This is a genomic window from Bacteroides sp. AM54-2NS, from assembly GCF_003602935.1.
In the GTDB taxonomy this organism is placed as follows: domain Bacteria; phylum Bacteroidota; class Bacteroidia; order Bacteroidales; family Bacteroidaceae; genus Bacteroides; species Bacteroides xylanisolvens.
In genome coordinates this window covers 79,261-92,467 of sequence record NZ_QTMZ01000011.1, presented here as the reverse complement: position 1 = coordinate 92,467, position 13,207 = coordinate 79,261, and the positions used below count along the sequence as shown (strand labels likewise).

General features: G+C 43.0%; 4 protein-coding genes, 1 tRNA gene and 5 pseudogenes. 9 read left to right on the top strand and 1 reads right to left on the bottom strand.

The window, feature by feature from the left end; all coding sequences use genetic code 11:
* Positions 1-88 precede the first annotated feature (88 nt).
* From DXA05_RS09290 to DXA05_RS09265, 6 genes and pseudogenes are all read left to right on the top strand, one after another.
* The gene (locus DXA05_RS09290) at positions 89-1,645 is read left to right on the top strand and encodes a hypothetical protein (RefSeq protein ID WP_128859098.1); all 1,557 of its coding nucleotides are present in this window, start codon (positions 89-91) and stop codon (positions 1,643-1,645) included.
* A 57-nt stretch (positions 1,646-1,702) separates the two neighbouring features.
* Positions 1,703-2,715, top strand: a pseudogene (locus DXA05_RS09285) (DUF6528 family protein).
* Positions 2,716-2,771: 56 nt separating this feature from the next.
* Positions 2,772-4,564 (top strand): annotated as a pseudogene (locus DXA05_RS09280) (glycoside hydrolase family 71/99-like protein).
* 8 nt (positions 4,565-4,572) lie between these two features.
* Positions 4,573-6,929 (top strand): annotated as a pseudogene (locus tag DXA05_RS09275) (TIM-barrel domain-containing protein).
* 19 nt (positions 6,930-6,948) lie between these two features.
* Positions 6,949-9,620: pseudogene (locus tag DXA05_RS09270) on the top strand (glycoside hydrolase family 2 TIM barrel-domain containing protein).
* 17 nt (positions 9,621-9,637) lie between these two features.
* A pseudogene (locus DXA05_RS09265) lies at positions 9,638-10,434 on the top strand (sialate O-acetylesterase).
* A gap of 420 nt (positions 10,435-10,854) precedes the next feature.
* On the opposite strand, the gene DXA05_RS09260 reads toward DXA05_RS09265, so the two are convergent.
* Positions 10,855-10,927 (bottom strand) — tRNA-Met (locus DXA05_RS09260).
* Between the two features lie 237 nt (positions 10,928-11,164).
* Here DXA05_RS09260 and DXA05_RS09255 point away from each other — a divergent pair.
* From DXA05_RS09255 to DXA05_RS09245, 3 genes are read left to right on the top strand one after another with little or no spacing between them, the layout of a single operon-like run.
* The gene (locus DXA05_RS09255; RefSeq protein ID WP_120067072.1) at positions 11,165-11,755 is read left to right on the top strand and encodes a TetR/AcrR family transcriptional regulator; all 591 of its coding nucleotides are present in this window, start codon (positions 11,165-11,167) and stop codon (positions 11,753-11,755) included.
* A gap of 16 nt (positions 11,756-11,771) precedes the next feature.
* Positions 11,772-12,518, top strand: coding sequence for a 3-oxoacyl-[acyl-carrier-protein] reductase (fabG, locus tag DXA05_RS09250; protein WP_120067071.1), 747 nt, complete (start codon positions 11,772-11,774; stop codon positions 12,516-12,518).
* A 9-nt stretch (positions 12,519-12,527) separates the two neighbouring features.
* Entirely contained in the window at positions 12,528-13,199 is a 672-nt protein-coding gene (locus tag DXA05_RS09245; RefSeq protein WP_004299905.1) for an RNA pseudouridine synthase, read from the top strand.
* The last annotated feature ends 8 nt before the right edge of the window (positions 13,200-13,207 follow it).

Genomic DNA, 13,207 nt, shown 5'->3' with positions numbered 1-13,207 from the left:
TCCCGGTGAACTTAGATAGAATATACGAAAGATGCGATTGATAACAAGCACATTGGTTAAGTAATAATGTGCGGTAGCTGAAAGTAATATGAGAAAACATATAATATATAGGTATTTCCTTTTTTTATCTTTGGTCGGACTGATGCAGTTAACGCTTAGTTGTTCCTCCTCTTCCAACGAAATAGAACCTTTGAAACCGGAAGGAGGAGATACTCCTTTGGAAAAAGATGAATATACTTTTTTGAACGTTGAATACCGGAAATGGCAGAACGGAACATTCCAAGCATGGACAACGGCAGATTCAAGGGAAACACGTACCATTGATAATATGAATTGGTATACTCCTTCTTCGGATTATAGCCGGACTGCATGGGGAGGACGAATCGGTTTGCAACCCTCTTCTGTGGTTGGAAAAGAAGGCTTTTTCCGAGTGGCTAGTTGTGGAGGCCGTTCTTATTTACTGGATCCGGATAATGGAGCTGTTATCATTCATGGAATTCAGCATGTCCGTCCGGGAGAATCTACTGCTCATAAGAAGGCTTTCAGTACTCGATACGGTAGTGAGGTGCGATGGAGTGAAGAGACTGGCAAACTGTTGGCAGACAATCATATAAACTATATTTCGTATGGCTCGAACCGTATTGAAGTATTTCCTGCTGCAGTACGTGCTAACTTGTTGACGCCTAAGACGCAAAAGATTGCTTATGCAGAAAATCTGTATCTGCTCCGTACCTTTATGTGGGATATGAGCAAGAATTTGGGCTACGCGTTTGATGATGACAAGTATAATCGTCTCGTTCTTCTTTTCGAACCGACATTTGCTACGTACATAGATCATCTCGTACAAGAGAAGTCAGCTTTATTTGCCGGTGACCGGCATTTTATAGGTTTCTATCTTGACAATGAATTGCCGTTTGCTAGTTATCAGAATACTGACCCTTTGCGAGGAATTGATCTGAAACATTTCTTGTCCTTACCCGAACGCTATAAAGCAGCTCGTGAGTATGCAGAAAAGTTTATGCGGGATAACGGTATAACTTCTGCCGGAGCGATCACTAAGAAAAATCAGGAAGACTTCCGGGGCATGGTTGCCGATTATTATTATCAGTTGACTACTGCCACCGTCAGGAAGTATGATAAAGAGCATTTGATTTTGGGGACACGTCTGCATGACTGGAGCAAATACAATCAGAAAGTGGTGGAAGCTTGTGCCCGTTATTGCGATCTTGTTTCTATCAATTATTATGCCCGTTGGCAACCGGAAGCAGATTTCTTGGCAAACCTGAAAGTTTGGTGTGGAACGAAACCTTTTTTAGTTTCGGAATTCTATACGAAAGCAGAAGATGCCAGTTATCAGGGAACTGGATATGCCAATACCGAAGGAGGTGGATGGCTGGTACGTACACAGAAAAACAGAGGTGAGTTTTATCAGAACTTCTGTCTTCGTTTACTTGAAACCCGGAATTGTGTGGGTTGGGTACACTTTGAGTATAATGATGGATACGGTTCGGATGGAAAAGCTTCTAATAAAGGAATAGTCTCCATCGAATACGAGCCTTATACATCTTTTCTGTCGCAGATGCGACAGGTAAATCTTGCAGTTCATTCATTGATCGATTATTATGATACAAAATCGGTTCAATAGATTAACGGAAACATTAAAAAGACAAATTGAATATTTAGAATTAAAATAGTTATGACCATGAAGAAGTTTAGTTTATTCGCAATCCTCTTAGGATTTAATATAGCTTTGGGAGCATGTTCCGATGATGATGCCGCTCCTGTAGTAAAAGATCAAATCTTTCAACTTCCGGAAAAGGCTATGTGTTGGCGGAGCAATCCAGACGGGCTATCGTCATCAGAGATGCGGAGACGAATCGCAATATCTGGAGTTGGGATCCTTATACGGCTTGTGTTCCTGCTGCCCAGCAGGGTTGGTTTGTCAATCCGAGCGAAGTAAAACCTGTTTTCAATAGACGCTATATCTTGATGACTGCCTCCGGCGGAGCTGTGGCTTTAATCCGTTTGTCGGATCATAAATTAATGTTCTATGCAAATTGCGGACAGAATCCTCACTCTGCGGAGGTATTACCCGATGGAAATATTGTGACGGCAGAATCGAAATCCGGCGAAATCAATACCTTTGTGGTTGATACGGTTAAGGTATTGGGAGCGAAGGCTAATACGGTGAAGCTGGGTAATGCGCATAATGTAGTTTGGGATAAGAAAAGGTCGTATCTGTATGCCACGGCTACAATAACGGGCGGAGTTACCGCATTATTCCGTTTTAAGTATGATGGTAACCGGAGCAATCCTAAACTGACAAATCAGACTCGTATTTATACGTTCGACAAAGAATCGGGCGGACACGATTTGTTCCCGGTATATGGTGAAGAAGATAAATTATGGCTTACAGCTGCTTCGGCTGTCTATAAGTTTGATTTGACAGGAGTTACCGACGCTACGACTAATGACTCTGCCGAACCGACTTGTGAAAAAGTCTACAATACAGCTGATATAAAAAGTATCTGTAACGGACCTGACGGAATCTTGATGCTGAAACCGACTGAAGAGTGGTGGGCTGAAGGACTTGTAAATGAGAAGGGAGAAGAACTCTTCAAGATGGACGGAGCTAAGATTTATAAAGGTCGTTGGATGATAGACAATACTTTCAGTTATCCGGAAAAGCACGATTTCGTATTGGGTGAGGATTGATTAAGTATCGTCGAAGGGTAATAAAATACATAAGTTGAATAATTAAGTTTGGAACAATGAGGAAACTTCTTCTTTTTTTATTGGTATCTATCGCATTACCGGCCTTGGCGCAGAACGGAAAGAAAGTGTATGCTGACTTCCACGGTGTGCGTTATACCCGGCAACATGACGGAAAGTTAGGGCGTTGGGAGATGTATGCCAATACGGAGAAATCAAGTACGGGAAGGAAATCCCTGTGTTATAATGCCGACCTGATAGACAGTGAAGGACGACATGAGATAGCGGCAGTGGCCTATCCCCAAGTCGGAATGCAGTCCAATCTCGATCCCGATTATATCGAATATCAGATATTGTCGGCAAAAGCTGCCAAGATAGACGGATTCTTTATCGAATGGGGATTCAAGCCTCACGAAAATGACATCTTGCTGCGTGAAATGCAGAAAGTGGCAGCGAAGTATGACTTTGAGATCGGTGTAAACTGGTGCGACGGTTGGTTGTATTATGACTGGATTACGAAGATTTATCCGGAAGTTAACACCCGTGAGGCAAAGACCGAATATATGGCTAAATGTTACCAATATTTAGTAGATAGTGTCTTTACCGGTCCGACTGCTCCTATGGTGAAGGGGATGCCTGTTTTTTATCATTTCGGTCCCGGAGCAAAAGTCGATGAATACAAGAAAGTATTATCACTGGTGAAGTTTCCGCAAGGATGAAGCAGCCCGTTGCCTTACGTCGTTGGGCGGATTGGGGAAAACTGGAAAACGATAAATACATTCCTGTCACCCGCAGTGATGATATGGATGCCTGGAAAAAAGTGGGAGAGATACCGACCGCATGGCTTCCCGCTCGTGTCCGTACAAGAGATCAGGCACATGCCGAATGGGATAATTACGCCACTCAGGATGATGTTATTGAGTTTATGAAACCTTTCCGTGATTCAATTTGGCATAGTAACAATCCTGCTTATACCATTAAGTCGGGATTTGCCATGCCGGGAATGGATAACCGGGGCTGTGCAGGCTGGGGACGTGGACACTTCTATTATATCCCTCGTAACAATGGAGAAACTTATCAAAGTATGTGGAAGTTCTGTATGGCAGAGAAGGACAGCCTGGACATGGTGTTTATCGCTTCGTGGAGTGACTATACCGAAGGACACGAAATAGAGCCGACCATTGAAAACGGTGACCGTGAACTACGTACGACTTTAAAGTATGCGGCGGAATTCAAAGACGAACAGGCGGACGAGCGTGGATTAACCTTACCTTTAATGCTTTTCCGGCTGCGAAAAGAAGCCCGTTTCCTGGAAAAGACGAAGATGGACGTATCCGCTTGTCAACGTTCGCTCGATAAGGCGGCATTGTTGATTAGCCAGGGACGTTATCCGGTGGCGATAGGTTTGTTGTCACAAATAGAAAATGATGTCAAGACAGCCAAATCCGCTTTGGCGGTTGAGATGATGCGTTTGCGTGAGTCGGACATGAAGATTCAGGGAAAGCGAAAATCAGGTGGTTACAATGCCGAAGAAACGCTTTCTATCTCTTTGCCCAAAGAATTGGTTTCCAAACTGCAAATGAATAACTATGTAGGGTATCTCTATTTTGAATACCTGGACAAAGGAAATGAATCTCTTTTTATACGTTCGTCCACACAGCGTGAACCGAAAGAACCCTTTAAAATAGTATCCCGGATACGTACCGACAATACAGGCGAATGGAAAAGTGCAAAAGTGGAACTGTATAAAGATAATATCGTAAATGGATTCAATATGCCTACGTTCTATTTAAAAGGAAATGTCGTTGTCCGTAATTTGTCATTGGGCTATACCATCTACACTGTCAAATAAATGTATTGATGAAGAGTTTGAAAAATTGGTTATTAGTTTTATCCGTATTATCTTGTTTCGGGTGTTCCTCGCCGGTTCATGAAGACGGCAGGGGATGTGCTTTCGTATCCGACAGTATCCAATACAGGGTTGAGTTTATGTCGGAGGGATGCGTACGGATTCTGTCTTTTCCCGAGGTGATACGCTGGTAACAAAAAGATTGGTTGTCGATCCGGAAAAACCGGCTTTCAAAGATTATAAATGGGAAGATACGGGAAAGAAGCTGGTCTTTCGTACCCGTGAGCTTTCCGTTGCTTTTGATAAAGAAGATGCGGCTTTCACTTTTCAGGAAGTATCGACAGGAAAGCTGTTACTGAAAGAGAAAGAAGCTAAAAAGGCACGACACTTCAAACGTTCGGTTGCCGGAGGTGAGCAATGCCTCGAAGTAACCCAACGCTTTGTTCCTACTGATGATGAGGCTATTTACGGTCTGGGGCAGTATCAGAACGGAATCATGAACTATCGTGGAAAATCCGTACTACTGTTGCAGGCAAATATGGATATAGTCAATCCGTTCCTTATCTCGACTAACGGATATGGTATCTTGTGGGATAATTATTCTTCAACAAAGTTTGAAGATACGAAAGAAGGATACTCATTTACTTCCGAGGTAGGCGATGCCTCCGACTATTATTTTGTATATGGCAAGAATATGGACGAAGTCGTTGCCGGTTATCGGGAATTGACGGGAGACGTGCCGATGTTCGGGAAGTGGGTATATGGTTTCTGGCAGTCTAAAGAACGCTATAAATCGTTCGATGAATTGAAAGCCGTTGTAAAGGAGTATCGTAAACGGGGGATTCCGTTGGATAACATTGTGCAGGATTGGGAATATTGGGGAGATAAACCCCATTGGAACAGTCTGACTTTCCATCCGGCGAACTTCAATCATCCCCGGCAAGCCATTGAAGAACTGCATCAACAGGATCATGTTCACTTTATGCTTTCCGTATGGCCCGGATTCGGACCGGAAACAGCTGTCTATCAGTCACTCGATTCTATCGGTGCCTTATTTAGCGAACCTACATGGGCAGGTTATAAAGTCTTTGATGCGTACAATCCTGCTGCACGGGATATCTTTTGGCAATATCTCAAGAAAGGACTCTATGATATGGGTGTGGATGCCTGGTGGATGGATGCAACAGAGCCTTCTTTCCGTGACGGATTCACACAGTTGAAACAGGAAGAGAGGACGAAATCAGCCGGAAATACTTATTTGGGCAGTTTTCACCGCTATCTGAATACCTATTCTTTGGAGATGCTGAAGGACTTCTATCAACGTCTTCGAGCCGAAAGCGATCAGAAGCGCATATTTATCTTAACCCGTTCCGCCTTTGCCTCACAACAGCATTATGGTACGGCGGTATGGTCGGGTGATGTCTCGGCTTCATGGGAAAATATGCATAAACAACTGGTTGCCGGTTTGAACTTATCCATGTCCGGTATTCCGTATTGGACTTCCGATACAGGAGGATTCTTTGTCACAGAACGTGATGCAAAATATCCTGATGGGTTGAAAAGCAATGATTATAAAGAGTTGTACTCCCGTTGGTTCCAGTTCAGTGCATTTACTCCTATCTTCCGTGCTCACGGCACGAATGTGCCGCGTGAAGTTTGGCAATTCGGTGAAAAGGGAACATCTTACTATGATAATCAGGTGAAATATATCCATCTGCGTTACCGTCTGTTGCCTTACATTTACTCGATGTCCCACCAAGTCACAGCCAACAATTATACCCTGTTGAGAGGCTTGGCAATGGATTTCACCACAGATACCCGGACTTTTGATATTGATAACGCCTATATGTTCGGCACCTCTTTATTGGTACGCCCGGTATTTCATCCGCAATCGGAAGAAAAGAACATCAGTGTCTATCTGCCGGAACACAACGGCAAATATTGGTACGATTTTTGGACCGGAAAGGCCTTTGAAGGAGGAAGAGAACAAATGCAGGCAAACACCCTCGACATCCTTCCCCTGTATGTAAAAGCCGGTTCTATCTTGCCTTTGGCAGAAGTGAAACAATATGCGATGGAATACCCCGACCGTGAATTGGAACTGCGTATTTACGGAGGAGCGGACGCTTCTTTCTTATGGTATGAGGACGAAGGCGACTCCTACCGCTATGAAGACGGCGTATGTTCCAAAGTACCGATGCAATGGAAAGATTCGGAACGGACATTGACGATCGGTTTGCGTGAAGGAAGTTATCCCGGTATGCCGGAACAAGTAAAAATGCGTGTGAAGTTATATCTGCCTGACGGTGCTGCTCTTGAGAGTAAAGAGTATGTCTACACAGGCAGAGAGATAAAAATAAAGTTTTAATTAGATGCATACATAGATTATGAAGAAGTTATTCTATATCTTTATTCTATTGTTTATTGTGGGATGGGCGCAGGCACAGCAACGCGTGGTATACACCATCAACGACGGATGGAAATTTACAAAAGGATCTCCATTTGAAGCACAACTGACTGGTTGTGACGATTCTTCATGGGAGACGGTCAATATACCTCATACCTGGAATGATAAAGATGCAGACGATGAAACTCCGGGATTCTATCGGGGGCCGGTCTGGTATCGAAAACAGTTGTTTATAGACAAAAGCCAGGAGGGACGTCAGGCAGTGATCTACTTTGAAGGAGCCAATCAGGAAGTGCGATTCTACCTGAACGGTCGGTTCGTTGGGGAGCACAAAGGAGGGTATACCCGCTTCTGTTTTGACATCACTCCCCATTTGCGTTATGGACAGGAAAACCTGTTTGCCATTTATGTAAACAATGTCTATAATCCGAATATTCCCCCCTTATCTGCCGATTTTACTTTCTTTGGCGGTATCTACCGGGATGTCTATTTGCAGTTTATGAATCCGGTGCACATTGCAACGAATGATTATGCTTCGTCGGGAGTTTATATCCGTACCCCCGAAGTGAATAACTCCGCTGCTTCGGTAGAAATCACTACGCTACTGACGAACGATATGCCCCAGGCTACGGAAATCAGGGTGGAGAATATAATCTGTGATGCGGATGGCAAGGAAGTGAAAAAGACGCAGGCAGAAGTAAAACTGGCAGCCGGCGAGACGAAGACAGACATCTCCAAAAAGATAAAAATAGATTCCCCTCGTCTATGGGATATAGATGATCCTTATCGCTATATGGTATATACCCGTATTCTTGATAAAAGAAGTACTTTGCTGGATGAAGTGGTGAATCCGTTAGGTTTGCGCTGGTTCAAGTTTGATTCGGAAAAAGGCTTTTTTCTGAATGGCAAAGGACGCAAACTGATCGGAACTGCCCGCCATCAGGATTATTTTCAGAAAGGAAATGCTTTGCGTGACGAATTGCACGTACAGGATGTATTGCTATTGAAGGAGATGGGAGGAAACTACCTGCGTGTATCACACTATCCTCAAGATCCTGTAATCATGGAAATGTGTGATAAACTGGGTATTGTGACTTCGGTTGAAATTCCCGTCGTTAATGCTGTTACAGAAACCGAAGAGTTTCTGCATAATTCTGTTGAGATGGCGAAAGAGATGGTACGTCAGGATTTCAACCGTCCTTCTGTAATGATTTGGGGGTATATGAATGAGATTTTTCTGCGTCGTCCCTATACCGAAGGCAAGCAGTTGGAAGATTACTACCGTTTCACGGAAAAAGTAGCCCGTGCCTTGGAGGCAACTATCCGTGAGGAAGATCCTTCAAGATATACGATGATGGCTTATCACAATATGCCTCAATACTACGAAGATGCTCATCTGACCGAAATCCCGATGATTCAAGGATGGAACTTGTATCAAGGTTGGTATGAACCGGATATCAATGAGTTCCAGCGTTTGCTCGACCGTGCCCATAAAGCATACAAAGGAAAAGTGCTGATGATAACGGAATATGGGCCAGGGGTAGATCCGAGAGTTCATTCGTACCAGCCGGAACGTTTCGACTTCTCGCAGGAATATGGACTGGTATATCATAAACATTACCTCAATGAAATGATGAAACGTCCGTTTGTAGCCGGTTCCAGTCTGTGGAATCTGAATGATTTTTATTCCGAATCCCGTGTAGATGCTGTTCCTCATGTAAACAATAAAGGCGTTGTCGGGTTAAACAGGGAGAAGAAAGATGTTTATTGGTTCTATAAGACAGCCTTGTCACGTCGTCCGATACTTGTCATTGGTAATCGGGAGTGGAAAAGCCGTGGGGGAGTGGTGAATACGGCGCAGAAAGAATGTATCAATCCGTCCCTGTATTCTCTAATGCGGAAGAAGTAGAGCTGTTTGTGAATAACAAGAGTCTGGGAAAGAAAAAGATAGAAGATAATTATGCTTTGTTTGATGTACCGTTTGTGGGTGGAGAGAATCTGCTGGAAGCTGTTGCTGTGACTGGTGATAACAAGTTGCGTGATATGCTTCGGATTCAGTTCCAGTTGGTAGGCTCGCAGTTGAAAGACGAAGCTGTGCCATTTACGGAAATAAATGTAATGTTAGGTTCTCCGAGATATTTTGAAGATCGTGCGGCAAACGTAGCATGGATTCCCGAACAGGAATATAAGCCCGGTAGCTGGGGATTTATCGGCGGAACGTCTTATCGTCGTCAAACAGGATTCGGCACTATGCTTGGTTCGGATATCGATATTCACGGAACGGACATGAATCCAATCTTCCAGACCCAACGTGTTGGAATAAAATCTTTTAAGGCTGATGTGCCAAATGGAGAATATTCTGTATATTTGCATTGGGCAGAGTTGGAGTCGGACAAAGAAAGAGAAGCATTGGTCTATAATCTGGGAGCGGACTCGGAACAAACATTTGCCGGAAATCGCAGCTTTGGTATTTCAATCAATGGAACAACCGTTTCAGATGATTTCAACGTAGCACGTGATTACGGATATGCCCGTGCTGTTATCAAAAAGTTTGTAATAACAGTAAAGGATGGAAAAGGAGTAAGTGTCGACTTTCATAAAAAAGAAGGAGAACCTATTCTGAATGCTATCCGTATTTATAGAAACTATTAATCATAAACACAGTTCGTATGCTTAGGTCTGTTTATTTACTGTCTTTTTTCCTCCTGCAATCCCTGTTTGCTTTTGCAGGAAATGTAAAGGAAAGTGTTCCATCCACTTTTGATTTGTATGTATGCATCGGTCAATCCAACATGGCGGGGCGTGCAACATTGACTCCGGAAGTCATGGATACGCTGCAAAATGTATATCTATTGAATGATAAGGGGAATTTTGAACCGGCAGTAAATCCTCTCAATCGTTATTCGACAGTCCGTAAAGACCTGTCGATGCAACGCTTGGGACCGGCTTATGGTTTTGCCAAAGAAATGACGCGGAAAACGAAACGCCCTCTCGGACTGGTAGTAAATGCGCGTGGTGGTTCTTCTATCAACTCTTGGCTAAAAGGCAGTAAAGATGGGTATTATGAAGAAGCCCTCTCCCGGATTCGGGTTGCGATGAAACAGGGAGGCGTTTTGAAAGCGATCCTTTGGCATCAGGGAGAAGCCGATTGCTCTAATCCGGAAGCATATAAACAAAAACTGATTTCTTTGGTGAAAGATCTGCGGGAAGATTTAAACATGCCGGATCTACCGGTTGTTGTCGGACAGATTTCTCAATGGAACTGGACGAAGAGAGAAGCGGGGACTGTTCCCTTTAATCAGATGATTAAAAAAGTATCTTCATTTATTCCCTATTCCGATTGGGTGTCGTCGAAAGGATTGGATGGTATAAAGATGAGAAGGACCCTCATTTTAATACAGAAGCACAATTATTGTTAGGAAAACGTTATGCGGAAAAGGTATGGAAGTTCTGTAAGCATAAATAAGATCAACCGGGAATCTCTGTTGGCGGTACTATATGAATAAACGTGAGATCGCTGATTGATGTAGAAAAACTAGTGACGGTATATGTTCAGGATACTAACGGTATCGCTGTCATATACCGTCACTATTTGCATTGGATAGCGTCATTCTTTTTTTATGTAGAATGGCTTATTTATGGCAACTTTTTTAATTCCCTCAATGAACTTTTTATGCCCCATCTTAGGTTGTGAATAACTAAATACTGCCTTGTTGATAGAAAAGGGGACTATTAGGTTAATTGTTTAATTATAAATTAATTAACCTGTTAATAACTTTGTTGATATCCTTGTTGATAACTGAAATGAGGTTGTGAATAAAGTCAGTAAAGAAGAGTTGTCATAAAAAAGAAGAACCGCATTTCTGCGATTCTTCTTTTTCTTTAGTTGCGGAGATCCGACTCGAACGAATGACCTTTGGGTTATGAGCCCAACGAGCTACCAACTGCTCCACTCCGCGATGTTTAACGGGTGCAAAGGTACGGCTTTTTTTGAAACAAACAAATAATTCGCTGAATATTTTTCGAATAAATCATCACTTTTTTCTTATTAGGTTGAGAATGAACGAAATAATGATGAAACTTTTTCTTAGCACCTATTAATATACAAATGTTAATATTCTCTCTGTTTTCTTGTATGGTCTAAAGAAAAGAATTACTTTTGCTCAAAATATTCAGCAATGTGCAATTTGTAACCTATGACCGTATCCAAGACAAAAGCCAAGTTAGTAGATGTAGCCCGTCAGCTTTTTGCGAAGATGGGGGTAGAAAATACGACTATGAACGATATCGCTCTTGCTTCTAAAAAAGGGAGACGAACGCTCTATACTTATTTTAAAAGTAAGGATGAAATCTATTTGGCTGTTGTGGAATCGGAATTGGATATATTGTCGGATATGATGAAGCGGGTAGCCGAGAAAAACATTTCTCCGGACGAAAAACTGCTGGAGCTGATATATACCCGATTAGATGCAGTGAAAGAGGTGGTCTATCGGAACGGGACGTTGCGTGCTAACTTCTTCCGTGATATATGGCGGGTGGAGAAGGTGCGTAAGAAATTCGACGCAAAGGAAATACAGTTCTTTAAGGCAGTTCTTCTGGAAGGACAGGCAAAAGGAGTTTTCCATATTGATGATGTGGAGATGACTGCCGATTTGATACATTATTGTGTGAAAGGTATTGAAGTTCCTTATATTCGTGGACATATAGGTGCACATCTGGATGAAGATACAAGAAATAGATATGTGTCCAACATTGTGTTTGGCGCACTGCATAGAACAGAAATTTAATTAAATAACTTTTAGTATGGGATTATTAGACGGAAAAACAGCCATTGTAACCGGTGCTGCTCGCGGTATTGGTAAGGCTATCGCTCTTAAGTTTGCTGCCGAAGGCGCAAACATCGCATTTACTGACCTTGTCATTGACGAAAATGCAGACAATACAGCTAAAGAATTGGAAGCAATGGGCGTGAAAGCCAAAGGTTATGCTTCTAACGCTGCTAACTTTGAAGATACTGCAAAGGTCGTAGAAGAAATCCACAAGGACTTCGGACGTATCGATATATTGGTAAACAATGCCGGTATCACTCGTGACGGCTTGATGATGCGTATGAGCGAACAGCAATGGGATATGGTAATCAACGTGAACCTGAAGTCTGCATTTAACTTCATCCACGCTTGTACACCTATCATGATGCGTCAAAAAGCTGGTAGTATTATCAATATGGCCTCTGTTGTAGGTGTTCACGGAAATGCAGGACAGGCTAACTATGCTGCTTCTAAAGCAGGTATGATTGCATTGGCTAAGTCTATCGCACAAGAGTTGGGTTCTCGCGGTATCCGTGCCAACGCTATCGCTCCGGGATTCATCCTGACAGACATGACAGCCGCTCTTTCTGACGAAGTAAGAGCTGAATGGGCAAAGAAAATACCTTTGCGTCGTGGTGGTACTCCTGAAGATGTGGCAAACATCGCTACCTTCCTGGCTTCTGATATGTCTTCTTATGTATCAGGTCAAGTGATTCAGGTAGATGGTGGTATGAATATGTAATCGAACAGAATGACTGTTGTATACGAAGACAACCATATCATTGTAGTCAACAAGACCGCTTCCGAGATTGTCCAGGCAGACAAGACGGGGGATACGCCGCTTTCGGAGACTGTAAAACAGTATCTGAAAGAGAAGTATCAGAAACCCGGAAATGTTTTCCTCGGTGTGACACACCGGTTGGACCGCCCCGTAAGCGGTCTTGTTATTTTTGCCAAAACGAGTAAGGCATTAACAAGGCTCAACGAAATGTTTCGCACTAGTGAGGTGAAAAAGACTTATTGGGCGGTTGTGAAAAATGCTCCGCAAGAACCGGAAGGTGAACTGGTACATTTTCTTGTACGTAATGAAAAGCAGAACAAAAGTTATGCATACGACAAAGAAGTGCCGAACAGCAAGAAAGCGATCTTGCATTACCGGTTGATCGGTCATTCGGAGAATTACTATTTGCTCGAAGTCGATTTAAAAACCGGACGTCATCATCAGATTCGTTGTCAGCTGGCAAAAATGGGATGCCCTATCAAGGGAGATTTGAAATATGGCTCTCCACGCTCCAATCCGGATGGGAGCATTTGTCTGCATGCCCGGAGAGTACGGTTCATACATCCTGTCTCAAAAGAACTGATAGAGCTTGAAGCTCCTCTTCCCGAAGGGAATTTATGGAAAGGATTCGCCATAGATTAACACGGATT